The following is a 15823-nucleotide window of genomic DNA, read 5'->3' on the forward strand; positions in this document are numbered from 1 at the left end:
CCTTTTGGGCCATGTGTTTCATGGTTCTAAAAGGTTTGTTTATACTATTTGCGGTGTATTTTTATGCTTATTACCTTCCATTTAGCCGCATTTTACCCTGCGTTTTGCACCATTTTACCCTGCGTTTTGCACCAAAACGCACTGTATTTAGCACCAAAACGTACTGCGTTTAGCACCAAAACGCAGTGCATTTAGCAGCAAAACGCAGTGTAATTAGCGGCAAATAGCCCAAAACCTGGTGCAAATGGCGGTCGTTCCAAATAAATATTCATTTTGCCAACATGTACAACTAGCCCCTTTTTGCATCACAACCAACCTCCGCGAGAATCGTTTTTTTGCAGCCTGCTGGGCAGTTGGTGAGTTTAGAAGGCACTCATAATGTTAAAAACTACACTGAAAAGTGGACATTTCTTTTTAAGTTAACGAGCTTGTAGCTTTACGAGTTGACGAGTGTACGAATTAATTCCGCCAGCCGATAACAACAGACTGCAAGCTACACCACCTTTATTCATCGGTAACACACACCTTGCTTCTCTATAATAGTTTACTTTTAGTATCGAATAGTAACCACCACCAAAAAGCATCATTTTCATAGAATATGGTTGGATAAGCAACAAATTATCTTTCAAAAAGGCTGTTATTTTATACCTCCCCCCCTCAGAACAATAAGAAAGGTTTTACCAAACATCAATATTTTTAGAACAATATCTATACGTCTTACTAGACCATCTTTTCAGCATCCGAGCAGGATAAACACAGTTATTTTTCATTATTACACCCCATCGCGGCACACACAATGCACAACAATCTTATTAATATTAGTACATTTTTGTTGTAAATCGGAAGACAAAACAGGAAATTAAAAATAAATCGAAAGAAACTTTATTAAACGCTTGGCGCGTAAAAATATTTTACTTAAATTTGCTGTGTCAACACTTTAAAACCAAAGAACATGAACAAATTTTCAATCAAACGAACAATCCTTTACTGCTTGGGAGGGATATTCATTGTGGCCTGTTCTAAAACAAGTGAAGAAAACATGGGTGAGCTAACCCAAAAAATACGCAACAAGTGGAAACAAATGCCACAGACAAGAAAGACAACGGATACCTCTCGGACAATGTTTTTAACACAGATACTCCAGCTCCATACAACGACAACGCAGAAAGCACACGCACTAATTATAAATATCTGTTGAAGTATGCCACGTTTACAAAGCACTAACACAATTTCACATACAATTAAAATGCAGCAATCATGAAGACCTATATAAAAACAATATGGACAAAAGCCATGCTTTGCATCTGTATATGTACACTACTCTCGTGTTCGGATGAAGACGGCCCTCATGTTGTAGACCCTTTTAGGGTAAGCATCAGGTTCGAAAGCCCCAAAGGCACAAACATTGCAGACTCTCTAAACATCATCGACAACACAAAGCCCGAAACATGGAATGCTAAAAAGGAAGACATCCAAGTGCGTGTTTATAGAGGGAGCGACCTCAAACCCCTGGAAATTAACAGAACCAGATGGGCGTACATAAAAGAAAATACCATACCCAACTTTCTCGGGGGAACAACATTGAATGTATCTGCCACTGACATGCGGATTTGGAAGGAAGATTTTTGGGGACGTGAAACGTATATCTTTGAATTTATAAGCAAAAAACTATTCGGCAACGATGAGCCGCATACCATTAAATGGTTCGTAACGTGCAAAGGCAGCATGCAATATAATGTGTACAAATGCGAGATAGACAACGAAGACATGCCTCTATCGAAGAGCCATCTACTGATGATTGCGGGGTGTGCCGACCTCTATGCAGAAGTGACACTGAGAATAAAGCCTACTAAATAGCACAATCTGGCGGGGAAAGAGCCTCGCGAAATACTGATAAGCAAATACAAATGTGCGCCTTTCAAGTGTGGCTAGAAAACATCTTTGGCTTTACCTTCGCGCAAAAATTATCTCTACCAACAAGTAATATCTGCATGGGGGAGAAAAAAACAATTTCTCCCCTATCCTTTCAGCTTAAACGATGTGGCGATGCTTTCCACCTCGGCAGCAAAAAGGCTGTCGGTTTTAAGGCGCGCCTCAACCTGCGCACAGCTATGCAGCACCGTGCTATGGTCGCGCCCGCCAACAAGCTTTCCTATGCGGCTGGCAGGCATCTTGGTGTATTTCTGAGCCAAATACATCGACACTTGGCGCGGCACAACCAAGTCGCGCTTGCGGCTTTTGCTGCTCACGGCCGACACGCTAACGTTGAAATGATTGCTCACCTTCTCCAAAATGTCGTCTACGGTAAGTGGCGTATCGTCTACCTTCACAGCCCTTTTAATCACCCTTTCGGCCAACCGCATGTCAATGTCGCTGTTATACACCACCGAATAAGCCATCAAACTGTTGATAACCCCCTCCAAGTCGCGCACACTTCCATTAGCCGTTTCAGCAATAAACTGCGTAACTTCGGCAGGTATTTTCAGGCCGTCGCGGCGTATTTTGGCGTTCAATATGTCTACACAGAGTTGTTCATTGGGCTTTTCTAGTTCGGCAATGATGCCACACGAGAAACGGGTGATAAGTCTATCGCTCATGTCGTTCAGTTCAACGGGTGGGCGATCGCTAGCCAAGATGATGCGTTTGCCGTTGCGAAAGAGGTGGTTGAAGATGTGGAAAAACGTTTCTTGGGTTTTTTCTGCGCTGGCCCACGTCTGCACATCATCAACAATAAGCATGTCGATGGTTTGGTAGAACTTGATGAAGTCGTTGGTGGCGTTCTTCAACACTGCGTTAACAAACTGCAGCTGAAAGAGGTGTGCGCTGATGTACAACACCCTTTTCTGGGGGTACAGCTGCTTGGTTTGCACGCCGATGGCATTTACGAGGTGGGTTTTTCCACAGCCCGACGGCCCATAAATGAACATGGGGTTGAACTGATTGGTGTTGGGATGCTCGGCAACAGACAGCCCTACGGAACGCGACAGCTTGTTGCTCTCGCCCTCGATGTAGTTCGAGAAAGTTTGGTGTGGGTTAAGTTGCGGGTCTAGTTCCTGCTCCTTGGCCGGTTCTTCCACAGCTTTCTGCTTTGCGCCCCATGTTTTGGCGGCCTGCGTAGCGTGCGCCTCGGCCGGGTCGGCCTCGATGTCTTGAGTCTTTTTGTGCTCGCTATCCACCACCACCCTATAAGTAAGGCGTATGCGCTGACCAAAAGCGGAGAACAACACCCTGCTTAGCAGATCGATATAATGTTCTTCGATATACTCGTACACAAACGAGCTTGGCACACGTAACACCAAAAGCTTCGTTTCGTTGTTAAACGATTCGAAGACAATAGGTTTGAACCAGGTGTCAAACTGCTGTGGAGAAACGTTCTGCGCAATGAGCGCAAGAGCTGCTTCCCAATGTTTATCGGGAGTTACGTCCATTATATCTATACTGTTGTTGGTTTTTCGGCACATGGCGTGCCGCGGTCTCTGAAATCTACTGCAAATATCGCAAAAAAAATTGGTTTTGGCAAATTACAGGCCGTTTTTGAAGAAGATTAAGGACGTGAAAGGTTTTGCAAAACTTGTGAAACATTGCACCAGGTGAATTCAAGGAGAATATTAAGGACAAATAAGTGAACGCGCATGAGTTCTGGCCTCACCCCACAACCCCTCTCCAAGGGGATATGGGGGTATGATATGCTTTGCCATAACTTAGCTAACGACGTGGCAAATACTTGTATCAACCACCCCCTAAGACACACAACCGCCACCACTCTAGCTTTGCAGAATGGTGGCGGAGATGTGTTTATGGATGTTAAGTTGGTGAGGTTGTGAACTCAAAACCGCACAACCGCTGCAACGCTATAACCTAACAAACTCAAAGCCCTACTTGTCTTTACGCCCGAAGAGCGAGAAGTGCACGTAGCGTTTGGGGTGTTGGCGAACGTTGATAAGCAGCGAGTCGGCACTCATCAGCGTTGCATTGAGGTTGTTGTAAAGGGTTGGGTCGCGCATCAGCAAGCCCAACGAGCCCTCGTTGCTGTTAAGCTTTTGTGTCATTTCCTCCACGTTGGCCAAGGTTCGGTTCACCTGTTGCATCGTCCCGTCGAGGTCTAGCGCAGCCAAGTTGGTGGTCAGCGTGTTGGTATTGTCCAACACCTTGTTGGCCTTTCCCACCATAGCAGGTACACTTCGGTTAAGACCAGCCACCAAACCATTGAGCTGTTGCGAAGTGGTGCGCAGGTTAGCGGTAAGCCCTTGCACGTTGTCTAACGACTGGTTGATGGCGGGATTGGCCAAAATAGCGTTCACATTAGCCAAAATGGAATCGAGTTTGGGCAACAATCGCTCGATAGATGGCACCATGTCGGCCACCTGCGCCAATGCTCCCTTGCTTACGTTGCCCTGTATCACGTCACCAGGACTAAGAAACCGACCGCTATTGGGAGCAAGAATAAGGTTTAGTTTCACGTTTCCCATGAAGTCGCTCTCTATCTCGGCTGTGCTTCCTTGCGGCACGCGCATATTCTTATCGAGGTCTATCGTAACCACGATATCCCCCTTTTGGTCGTAGTTATACTGGATGCCGGTTACCACGCCCACAGCAAACCCATTGGCATAGATTGGCGTTGAGCTGGATAAACCGGTTATATCTTTGAACATTACCTTATAGCCTGTATCGTTGGAAAATAAGGTTAACCCTTTCAGAAAGTTCATGCCGAAGAACAAGATCACCACTCCGGCAATGGCTACAAGGGCAATTTTTACCTCTCTCGTAAAGATTTTCATATTTAATTATTTGTTTCCTTTATGTCTGTTAACCGAGAACTCGCGTATGGCTTTGTTCACATCCATGCGCTCACCGTCTTTAAAGGCGATGACGAACGCATCGGGGAACTTGTTGGCAATGCTCTTCCGCAGTCGGTTTATCTCGTTATAGTCGGCCGATGCACCATAAGTGTACTTCACCATGTCGTTCTCTCTGAAATATCCCACGTCTTTCAGCCCCTTAAATTGCGGACTGTTGCGACGTATGCGCGTGGGACTGGCAATGATTTGCACCTTAAAGATGGGTACCACGGCCGTTTCGCCGAAGGATATTATCTTTTCTTCGGCATCTCCCGACGTAACGTTTGGCAACCTTGTTTCTTCGTTCGGCCTTGGTTCGGGCGTATACACCGTTGGGCGTTCTGTTGTGCCTTGGTTGCCGGCCTGCGCCCTTTGCGGCACTGTCCTGCCAGCTGCACTATCGCGTATTAGCGGTTCAGACGATGTTCGCCCCACTCTTCTTGAAGTTTGCGGTGCAGGCTTAGTTGGCGTTGCAGGCACATCGTTAGACTTGTACACATCGGGAACAACGTCGGGAACGGCAGGCGTTGGCACGGGTGCAGGCTTATAAGGCACCACCACTCCATTGTGGTACTTATTCTTATAGTTCACGAACGCCCGATAAATACCCGTGGCGATGTTCTCCACGCGCGCCTTATCGTTGAGCAACCGCTCTTCGTCGGGTGTGGTGATAAAGCCCAATTCGATGAGACAACTAGGCATCGACGTCTCTCTCAGCACGAGGAACCCCGCCTGATGCACGCCCTTGTCTGGACGATTGGCTGCCGAACACGTTTCGCGTTGCACCATCTTGGCCAAGTCTACGCTGTTGGCCATATTGCGGTCTTGCATAAACTCGAACATGATATAGCTCTCCGCCGAGTTGGGATTAAAGCCCTGATAGCTTTGTTTATAGTCCTTTTCTATCAAGATTACGGCGTTTTCGCGCTTAGCCACATCCAGATTGTCGCCGGCTCGGTGCATTCCCAGGGTGTAAGTTTCCATGCCATAGGCCTGCTTTCCGCCGGGCAAAGCGTTGGTATGTACCGATATAAACAAGTCGGCCTTATTCTTATTGGCGATGTTGGCCCGTTCTTTCAGTCCAATAAAAACATCAGTTGTACGCGTATAAATCACCTTTACGTCGGGGCAATTACGCTGTACCTGTTTTCCAAAGGCCATAGCCACGCTCAGGTTTATGTCTTTTTCTTTCGAGAAAGTGCCCAGTGCGCCAGCATCTTTGCCGCCGTGCCCAGGGTCGATAACCAACACGAACTTCTTGCCTGCGGCATTTGCGGCAAACGGCAGAAGGAGTAACAGGGCGAGGAGGGCGGCAATCTTTTTGTTCATACACGCTGATTTGAAGAGCCGTATCATCGATGTCATGTTACATTTGGGGCTTGTCCTAAAAGTTTTCGTTGCATTTCAAGTCTGCATTGAGTCTCACTCTCCACTGTATCTCTGTTTTTTCTGCCATCCTTCGTTCGTTCTTTCGAGTGTCAAGCCTTGTTATGACACCTATCAAGAACCAAGCGAAATATGCCCAGATAAAACCTAAAAATCCAGCAAGGGGACTGTTTCAGAACCCGCCCTTGTGTATCCTGAGCTGCCGATTAACGGCTTTGTTTATGCAAAAATACAGAAAAAAGGCCGTATTAAAGCCCTTCTCACTGGCTTTTATCATTATTTAATTGAATTTCTACGGCTGCTTGCCCTCCACAAGTGCCCATAGGCGGGTTTTGTTTAGCCACTTCAAGTCGTATCGAACGTATTCGGGGGAAGTCGCGAAAGAGCCGTTGGGCGATGCGATAGGCCACGTTTTCGAGTAGACATGACGGCTTTTGCATCTCTGTTTCAACAACGGCGTACACCTCGGCATAGTTCAACGTGTGGGCCACATCGTCGCTCTGCATGGCTTGTTCGATGGGATATTCGGCACGAAGGTTCACAACATAGTCGTTTCCCGCCGTTCGTTCTTGGGGCATCACGCCGTGAAAGGCGTGGAAATGTAGGTTCCGAAGATGAATGTAATGGGACATAATGAAAGGGTGAAAAGGTGAAAGGGTTATTAAAGGTGAAAAAGTGAAAGGGTGAAAAGGTGAAAAAATGGCTAACGCCGTTTAAAGGTGAAAAGATGGCTGCGCCGTTTAAAGGTGAAAGGGTGAAAAGATGGCTAACGCCGCTTAAAGGTGCAAAGGTGAAAGGGTGAAAGGGTGAAAAAATGGCTGCGCCGTTTAAAGGTGAAAGGGTGAAAAGATGGCTAACGCCACCTATACATTTGGCTTAACTTCTTAACAACTGAGCTATTGGCTTAACTCCTTAACTCCATAACTCCTTAACTTCTAAAAGTGAAGGGTGAAAAGATGGCTAACGCCTTTATAAGGTGTCTAGCGGTTTCTAGGTTTCTAGTTCATTTTAGCTTTCGGACAAGTCAGACAGGTCAGACTGGTCAGAATTATCCTATTAGCCTAACACCACCTATACTTTTGGCTTAACTCTTTAACTCCTCAAAGTTTAAAAGCATTTGGCTTAACTCCTTAACTCCATAACTCCTTAACTCCATAACTCCTCAACTCCTTACCGCTTTAACTCCTTACCCGCTTAACTCCTTACTACTCAGAAAACACTACTTACTCCTTACTACTCTACTCCTTACCACTAAACAAAAAATACGCCCCACCCCGCAGCCACAAGGCTACGAAGTGGAGCAAGGAAATGCGTAATTTATCCGCAGCGCGATGCGCCACAGTTCTTGCAAATAAGGCAACCTTCCTGGTAAACGAGCGACTCTTGTCCGCAAGAAGGACACTTCATACCCGTTGCCTCGGTGCCATCGGTAATGTATTTCTTCAAGGCGCGCTCAACACCAATCTTCCAAGTGTTGATGCTTTCGCTCTTCAATTGCAGCGAACCCACCAGCTTTATCACGTGGTCGATGGGCATGCGATAGCGCAAAACACCAGATATAAGCTTGGCATAGTTCCAATATTCGGGGTTAAACTTCTCGCTCAAGCCCTCAACAGTGGTTTTATAACCGCGTTTGTTCTCAAACTGGAAGTCGTAACGACTGCGACCATCAGGGCCTACATTCTTGATGATTTTACCCTTCGTAACCGACTTAGGCAGGGCAATACCCTCGTCATCGTCTTGCAAACCCGTGAAAATCTCGTAGGGATAGCCATTGAGCAAGCCCACAAAAGCCACCCATTTCTCCTTATTGTTTTGGAAACGAACAACGTCGCACGCCAACTCTTTGGGCCTAACTTCGGTCACTTCGGGCTGTTTGCAAGGCACGATGGGCTGTTCTTCTTGCTTATCCTCTTTCTTCTTGTCTTTCTTCGATACAGAAATCATCACGCCCGAACGACTTCCGTCGCGATAAATCGTACAGCCCTTACAGCCCGAACGCCATGCCTCTACATACAAGCGGTTAACCAAAGCCTCATCAACATCGTTAGGCAAGTTCACCGTTACGCTGATAGAGTGGTCCACCCACTTCTGTATTTCGCCCTGCATCCTCACCTTCATCAGCCAGTCCACATCGTTTGCCGTGGCCTTATAATAAGGAGATTGTTCCACAATGGCATCTATTTCTTCTTGCGTATATCGCTTTTCGGTATCAAAGCCGTTGGCCTTCATCCAGTCCATAAACTTCTTATGGTACACAATATACTCTTCAAAGCTGTCGCCCACCTCGTCAACAAAGTCTACATGCACGTCTGTATCATTGGGATTTACCTTCCTACGGCGTTTGTACACAGGCATAAACACAGGTTCGATGCCGCTTGTTGTCTGTGTCATCAAGCTGGTAGTGCCCGTGGGAGCGATAGTTAGGCAGGCAATGTTACGCCTACCGTAAGCCACCATGTCGTCGTAAAGCGACTGGTCGGCCTCTTTCAGGCGCAAAATAAAGGGATTGGCGGCCTCGCGCTTGGCATCGAATATCTCGAAAGCCCCACGTTCCTTAGCCATAACCACCGAAGAACGATAGGCGGCCAGTGCCAAACACCTGTGCACACTTACGCTTACGTCGGTGGCCTCTTGCGTTCCGTAACGCAAACCCAATGCGGCAATCATGTCGCCTTCGGCTGTTATGCCCACGCCCGTGCGCCTTCCCATGCTGCTTTTGCGCTTAATCTTCTCCCAAAGGTGGTATTCTGCACCCTTCACCTCATCGTTTTGCGGATCGTCTTTAATCTTCTCCATGATGAGGTCTATCTTTTCGAGTTCCAAATCCACAATGTCGTCCATTATTCGCTGGGCAACAGCCACGTGTTTGGCAAACTTGTCGAAGTCGAAATAGGCCTCTTTGGTAAACGGATTAACCACATAGCTAAACAAGTTTACGCAAAGCAGGCGGCAGCTGTCGTACGGACAGAGCGGAATTTCGCCACAAGGGTTGGTGCTAACCGTGCGAAAGCCTAGGTCGGCATAGCAGTCGGGGATGCTTTCGCGCAGTATGGTGTCCCAGAAAAGCACACCAGGTTCTGCACTCTGCCATGCGTTATGCACGATTTTCTCCCACAACGTCTTGGCCGAAATTTCCTTCTTCACCTCCGGATTGTCGCCTTCGATGGGGAACTGCTGCACGTATGGCTTGTCGTCTACGGCCGCTTGCATAAAGCTATCATCGATTTTTACCGACACGTTCGCACCCGTAACCTTGCCTTCGGTCATTTTGGCGTCGATAAAGGCCTCGCTGTCGGGATGCTTAATGCTAACCGACAGCATCAGCGCGCCGCGCCTTCCGTCTTGTGCCACCTCGCGTGTAGAGTTGCTATGACGTTCCATAAACGGCACAAGACCTGTTGATGTAAGTGCCGAATTGTTTACGGGCGAACCCTTGGGACGTATGTGCGAGAGGTCGTGCCCCACGCCACCGCGGCGTTTCATCAGCTGCACCTGTTCTTCGTCGATGCGCAGGATAGCCCCATACGAGTCGGCATCACCTTCAAGTCCCACCACAAAGCAGTTGCTTAGCGATGCCACCTGGTAGCCATTGCCGATACCTGTCATCGGACTACCAGCAGGAACGATGTAACGGAAGTGGTCGAGCAGTTCGTAGACTTCTTGTGCAGAGAGCGGGTTGGGGTATTTCCCCTCGATGCGGGCTATCTCATTGGCGATGCGCCAGTGCATGTCTTCGGGCGATTTCTCGTAAATGTTACCGAAGCTATCCTTCATGGCGTACTTGTTTACCCAAACTCTCGCCGCTAGCTCGTCGCCGGCGAAATAATCTAAAGCGGCCGCAAAAGCCTCTTCATATGAATAAGTTTTATTATTTTCCATTACTAAACCTCTATTTTCTTTTGCAAAGCTACAAACTATTTTTGATATTATCAAACGCCTTTACTCCGAATTTTCAGAATTGTACACCATCTATTCTCAAACGTTCTCTATTTGTGGAGATTACGAACTACAAACACCCGCCACATAAACAAAGGTTAACTTTCATACAGACGTATTCACATTAAAACTTTAAGAGAGCCTTTTCAAAATAGGGAGAACATCTAAACGAATACAAATCAAACACTTAACACAATCACCCTTACTTTAATCTTGCTCACAAAGTAAGGTTCAAAGTAAAGAAGAAACACAAAAGTTGTAAAACAAATGTGTACCAAACAGCACGACAACGGCCTGCCTCCACAACGCATCAGTTTACTAAAACGGAAAACTTCAACACGCTTTTCACTGCCAATGTTTCCCATTTTGCACAATTTGTTGTACGTCAGCAATACACATCTACCCACAAACGAAATCGCCATTTGCCTTTAAGTTAGAAAATACTATCCACTATTGCATGCCTTTCCACAAGGCAGCGTTGGTTTTCGCGGCAACCTACTCTTCCTTGCCCTCCTCCCAATGCACCATGTCGTATGGATAGTAAGGATTGTCTTTTAGGTCGGTGTCGTCTATGTGCATTATCTTGGCCACGGCGGCCACTTCCCATGCCCAGTAGCCAGTGTAGCCATTTGAACGTAGATGAGTATTATGCCAAGGGGCATTTTTGTTGAGATTATACCATTTATCTAGATATTCGTTCAGTGCTTTCTTTGTTTTCTCTTTCTCTGTGGTTTGTGTAACCTTGTACAGTCCCATGTATATGCAAGGAAAAGCTAATGCCTGAGCATACGATTTTCTTTCATTATCTTCTAAGTGTGAATTTAACATGAACCATAATAACATGTCGGCAGTCCAATCATTGGGATTCGTCTCTTCATCTACGCGTTTTACGTATTCTACAAGTAGTCGAAATTGCTCATTAGGTATTTTCAACAAAATACCTAAGGCCACGCGATTTAGTATTTCAAAATAGATGGGATCATTAATATCGCACCCATGACGGAAATCATCTAATGAATTCAAATAGTCAGTCTGTAATTCTTTTATACAGCCCCCCATTGAATACTTTATCTCTATGTTATAATATGCATTTTGTGCCAATGACCAATACAAAAAAGTTCGATCGACTTGATTGTTATTATTCTCTACAGATTCGATAAGAGCTTGTTCGGTTATTACTTTACTCTGTAAATTACGTTCTAGCTGCCTTTCAAAATATTTATGATCCTTCACCTTATCTCTCATGTGCCATTTTTGCATATTGCTTGAACTTCCAAATATTGCATCAAATAGTCCCATAATTACGCTTGACATTTAAGTTAGAAAATACTATCCACCAATGCTGAACCGCCCCAGCTACAAAGGAATGCACCGATGAGACCGACTATCACTGCGCCTACGAGTGTACCCACGCCAGGACAAACGGCCGTGCCGACAATTGCGCCAATTTCGGCACCGGCCCATGCACCGGCCAAGCCACCAACGGCCGCACCTGTGGCCTGTTGTGTCTTGTCGCCAAACTCCCCTTCCTCTTGGTAGGCATCGTTGATGCAATATGCGTCCCAAGCAATGCCCACCACGATTAAGGCTCTGCCCGCAACCTTGCCCACAGTTCTAAGCACTGGGGAACTTTCGATGTATTGCGTGGTTTTCCACAAGGCATCGTTGGCTTTCGCGGCTGCCTATTCTTCCTTGTCCTCCTCCCAATGCACCATGTCGTATGGATAGTAAGGATTGTCTTTTAGGTCGGTGTCGTCTATGTGCATTATCTTGGCCACGGCGGCCACTTCCCATGCCCAATAACCAGAATAGCAGTTCTTTCTTAGATGACTGTCGTACCAAGAGGCATCCTTGTTTAGGTTGTACCATTTGCCTATATAGTCTTTTAATGCTTTTAGGGCAGCCTTACTGTCTGCGGCTTGCGTTACCTTGTATAGCCCCTTGCATTCTCTAGGGAATGCAAGCTTTTGGGCATGTGTCCTTTTCTCGTTATCTTTCAAGCGTGAGTTCAGCAAGAACCAAAGCAACAAGTCCGGTGTCCAGTCCGCAGGTTTCGCCTCTTCGTCCAAGCGCTGTACGTAGTCTACCAACTGCATGAAGTTTTCATCGGGAATGTTTAGGAGAATGCCCAGTGATATTCTGTTTAGAATGTCATCATATACAGGATTATCACAACTATTATCACGAAGGAAGTAGTCAAAAGAGTCCATATAAATTTTTTGTAGCTCTTTTAGTCCACCGTCCATTGAATATCTTATTTGGATGATATCCATACTGTCGACTCCTACCATATAACAAAAGAACAATTCACTTTCTTGCTCTGTTGTTAGATATGCTTTATACTTGTTGATTGAAGTTAATCTCTTCTCCAACATCTTTTCAAAATGTTTCCTGTCCTTCAACTTATCCCTAATGGGTTGTTCCTGTTCTTTCTTTGAACTTCCAAATATTGCATCAAATAGTCCCATAATTACGCTTGACATTTAAGTTAGAAAATACTATCCACCAATGCTGAACCGCCCCAGCTACAAAGGAATGCACCGATGAGACCGACTATCACTGCGCCTACGAGTGTACCCACGCCAGGACAAACGGCCGTGCCGATAATTGCGCCAATTTCGGCACCGGCCCATGCACCGGCCAAGCCACCAACGGCCGCACCTGTGGCCTGTTGCGTCTTGTCGCCAAACTCCCCTTCCTCTTGATAGGCCTCGTTGATGCAATATGCGTCCCAAGCAATACCCACCACGATTAAGGCTCTGCCCGCAACCTTGCCCACAGTTCTAAGCACAGGGGAACTTTCAATGTATTGCGTGGTTTTCCACAAGGCATCGTTGGCTTTCGCGGCAGCCTTGCTGCTTTGTGCGGCCTTCGAGATGGGGAATTCCGAAATGGCCTTGACAGGTCTGAGATTGGCAACCTCCGAACGAACGGACTTTATTAACCCCTTTGCTTTTGTTGGAGGTTTCGTTACCTTTTCTGGTTTCCTTGTAGAGAACACATCGTCAGTTCCCTTGGTTGCGTAGTTGCTGATCTGCATATTGCCATCGCCATCAACGTGGGTCACAGTGCGTCGTAAGCTGTTCTTATCATTGGCTGCTTTCATTGCCTCCGCATGATTTTCAGGCACGGCACCTTGTTCTAAATGTCTTCCCACCCATTTCTGGCTAAGTTGTTTGCCCGAATCCTTTGTTTTCTCTGGTCCCTTTTTCCAAGGTTTCGCATCGTCCACAATATACTCTCCATTCTTGGTGTATGCCCCATCGAACCCCTTTCCCGTAGGCTTGTCGATGTACATCAACGGATGTTTGCTCCGAATGTTCTGCATCCCCCTTGCGGCATAAAGCCTGTTGGCCGCCATCTCTCCATAATTGCCTTTCCGAATGTTGGTATTAAGTTCGATTATCCCTTTCCCCACATCATACAGCACCCTGTCTTGTACGAAACCGACGCACCTGTCGTAGTCGAGCCATTGGAGGGGGACACCCAGTCCCAACCCACGGAGCACGCCGGCCGACGGGACGGTGAAGTCTGCCGTTATCTTGCCTCCCTCTTTGCATAAGAGGCAGGCGTCCTCAAATACCAGCTTATGGCCGTTCACCTTCACCCCCGCAGCACACTTGTCCCAATACAAGGGATTGAAACAACATGGCTTGTGCGTCAGCGAACAGATGCCGAACGGGGGGATGTTCACATTCGGAACGATGTCGGCCTCCGTAACAAAAAGCTCACCGTACAGGCGACAATTGTTGCTGTGCGTAACCCTTATTTGTGTGGGAAACTGCCCTTTGTCGCAAACCAGGGTACAGTTGTCCGGGATGTATTTCTTAGCCTCTTCCATAAGTTACTCCGTGTTTGGTTCGTTCATTTCCAACGTCTCCACCATGTCTTCCGCAGCCTTGAGAACCTCCAATCCCCTTGCCGTGACCTGTATGAGCCGATGACCCGTTGCCACGGCGTACCAGTTTGAAACAGAAGTGTTGAGGTACAGCTCCGCCTGTGCGATGGTGCCGTTCTTTAAGAAAGTGTAGCTCTCCTCAAAGTCTACGTTTAGGCGCGCCTCGATGTTGTACACCTTCGTAAGGTTCTTCAACATCCTTAAGAATGCTGGCCGGTTGAAGGCTCTACTGGCAAGTGTGGCCTTGCTTACGACGTTTTTCACAAGGCCACGGTCGTCTTCTCGCGGAGCGATGTCGTTTTCCACATTGAGCGGCAGGTCCACTTCCCCAAAATAGTTCTTCAGCAAAAGTTCGTTTCGTTCCATCTCCTCGAACTCCCTATGGTACCAAGGTTGGAAGAAAATGCGCCAAAAGCCATAGCCGCCAAAGAGCGAGTGCACGAACTTCTCCTTGTCTTCCAGCAGTTGGGACGTTCCTTCCACCAAGGGTTCCACATCCGACGAGTATGCCCGCAATATCTCCGCCCGTTTAAGCTCCCAACGGCTCCTAACGCCGTCAAAGTCGGTAATGTCCCTCACCGCGCCGTCATAGCCTACGGCCACGCACATGTCGGAATACACGTCGCAAAGTTCGTCGTTATAGTAATGTATAAGCGCCGTACCTTTGGTAACGTGTCGGTGATGTTCAATACGGAAGAGCAGCTCCTCGCCATTATCCTCCAAAAGGGTCAGTTCCACAAGGCGGTCACAAACAAACTCCGTAATCTTGTTGCCCAAAAGTACGCGGTTGGCAGACGAGATGAGGTAATAGGATTGATGCCCTATTTCAGGCAATGGTAGTGTTGTCATAACGATTCCTGTTTCACGATTGGTTAACTTCCACATCACCGCCCGTCACGAAAGTGCAGTCGCCGCCGCCGACATTGGTGTTGGTCGAGCCTTTGAAGGTAGCCTCCGACGCTTTGCTTTCTATGGCAACCGCACCTGTTGCGGCTGTTGATTTCACGTCGCCCGTCTCTGCATTTGTAACGATGCCTTCCTCCGAAATGGTAATCGTGTTTTCGCCCACCTTTATTGTTATCTTGCTTTTCCCCTCCAACAGGATGTTACCGTCAGCGTCCATTTGCAAGCAGCTAGCACCTTTCCCTACGTTAGTGGCATAGTTCGCCCCAGCATTTACCACGTGGCTGTTGCCGGCAGAGATGGTGCAGTTGTTCTTCGAACTCGTCGTCGTGTTCCCAGCTCCGTCCATCACGAGCCACGCCTTGCAAGGGTCGGCTAGTCGCACGCTGCCCGTCTCGTCGTTCAGTGTCAGCGTACTTCCGCTGCGCGTGGTGATGCTCTTACAGCTGTTACCCTTTCCGCCGCCCTTACCCGTCCGTCCGTTGAACAGGCTGCCCATCACATACGGCCTGTTGGGGTCGCCATGTCGGAAACCCACCAGCACGTGGTCGCCCACCTCGGGGATGAAAACGAGACCGCGGTTGGTCTCAACGCCGTCTCGGCAGCCCCCGCCGTCGGGCGTCATCACGCGTATCCAGTCGGTGTGCATGTTGCCCGTCTGCCAGTTCATCCGCACCTGCACGCGGCCCTTGCCCTCCGGGTCGGCATTGCTCGTAACGCGAGCCATCTGCGTCTCGGCCACGGCCAGCTCCACGTCGGGAAGGGAAGGCTGCGCACACCCGATGAGACGGCCCTGAACCTGTTGGCGTAATAGTTGCCCTCGCCCACCGAATGCTCGATGTCGACGATGAGGTACTCG

At 47.7% G+C, this 15823-nt stretch carries 13 protein-coding genes; 2 read left to right on the plus strand and 11 right to left on the minus strand.

From position 1 onward, the window contains the following. The first annotated feature begins 1071 nt into the window (after nt 1–1071). Both BN93_RS17365 and BN93_RS05025 read left to right on the plus strand, forming a co-directional pair. The gene (locus BN93_RS17365) at nt 1072–1224 is read left to right on the plus strand and encodes a hypothetical protein (RefSeq protein WP_019187250.1); all 153 of its coding nucleotides are present in this window, start codon (nt 1072–1074) and stop codon (nt 1222–1224) included. Nucleotides 1225–1257: 33 nt separating this feature from the next. Further along, nucleotides 1258–1857, plus strand: coding sequence for a hypothetical protein (locus tag BN93_RS05025; protein ID WP_019187251.1), 600 nt, complete (start codon nt 1258–1260; stop codon nt 1855–1857). 161 nt (nt 1858–2018) lie between these two features. On the opposite strand, the gene dnaA is transcribed toward BN93_RS05025, so the two are convergent. The 11 genes from dnaA to BN93_RS05080 form a co-directional block, all read right to left on the minus strand. Next, nucleotides 2019–3428 carry a chromosomal replication initiator protein DnaA gene (gene dnaA, locus BN93_RS05030; RefSeq protein ID WP_044259975.1) on the minus strand — a complete coding sequence of 470 codons (1410 nt, stop codon included), beginning with the start codon at nt 3426–3428 and terminating at the stop codon, nt 2019–2021. Between the two features lie 447 nt (nt 3429–3875). Beyond that, the gene (locus BN93_RS05035; protein WP_019187253.1) at nt 3876–4778 is read right to left on the minus strand and encodes an MlaD family protein; all 903 of its coding nucleotides are present in this window, start codon (nt 4776–4778) and stop codon (nt 3876–3878) included. A 6-nt stretch (nt 4779–4784) separates the two neighbouring features. Continuing rightward, nucleotides 4785–6167 (minus strand): N-acetylmuramoyl-L-alanine amidase family protein, encoded by a 1383-nt coding sequence (locus BN93_RS05040; protein ID WP_019187254.1) that lies wholly within the window; start codon nt 6165–6167, stop codon nt 4785–4787. A gap of 317 nt (nt 6168–6484) precedes the next feature. Then, a complete protein-coding gene (gene folB / locus BN93_RS05045; RefSeq protein WP_044259887.1) occupies nt 6485–6856 on the minus strand; it encodes a dihydroneopterin aldolase in 372 nt (123 codons plus the stop codon). A gap of 685 nt (nt 6857–7541) precedes the next feature. After that, complete coding sequence (locus tag BN93_RS05050; protein ID WP_019187256.1) at nt 7542–10106, minus strand: adenosylcobalamin-dependent ribonucleoside-diphosphate reductase; 2565 nt, start codon at nt 10104–10106, stop codon at nt 7542–7544. A 552-nt stretch (nt 10107–10658) separates the two neighbouring features. Beyond that, a complete protein-coding gene (locus BN93_RS05055) occupies nt 10659–11477 on the minus strand; it encodes a PoNe immunity protein domain-containing protein (protein ID WP_316928610.1) in 819 nt (272 codons plus the stop codon). A gap of 5 nt (nt 11478–11482) precedes the next feature. Beyond that, nucleotides 11483–11785 (minus strand): tail tape measure protein, encoded by a 303-nt coding sequence (locus BN93_RS05060; RefSeq protein ID WP_232211109.1) that lies wholly within the window; start codon nt 11783–11785, stop codon nt 11483–11485. Between the two features lie 60 nt (nt 11786–11845). Continuing rightward, entirely contained in the window at nt 11846–12646 is an 801-nt protein-coding gene (locus BN93_RS05065) for a PoNe immunity protein domain-containing protein (protein ID WP_232211110.1), read from the minus strand. 5 nt (nt 12647–12651) lie between these two features. Next, nucleotides 12652–14004, minus strand: coding sequence for a PAAR-like protein (locus BN93_RS05070; protein WP_019187260.1), 1353 nt, complete (start codon nt 14002–14004; stop codon nt 12652–12654). A 3-nt stretch (nt 14005–14007) separates the two neighbouring features. Then, nucleotides 14008–14910 (minus strand): hypothetical protein, encoded by a 903-nt coding sequence (locus BN93_RS05075; protein WP_157462663.1) that lies wholly within the window; start codon nt 14908–14910, stop codon nt 14008–14010. A gap of 13 nt (nt 14911–14923) precedes the next feature. Continuing rightward, nucleotides 14924–15823 (minus strand): phage baseplate assembly protein V (locus tag BN93_RS05080; RefSeq protein ID WP_232211111.1); only part of this gene is annotated, 900 nt, incomplete at its 5' end.

Origin of the sequence: Prevotella conceptionensis 9403948, assembly GCF_000312305.1 — a bacterium.
GTDB lineage: Bacteria > Bacteroidota > Bacteroidia > Bacteroidales > Bacteroidaceae > Prevotella > Prevotella conceptionensis.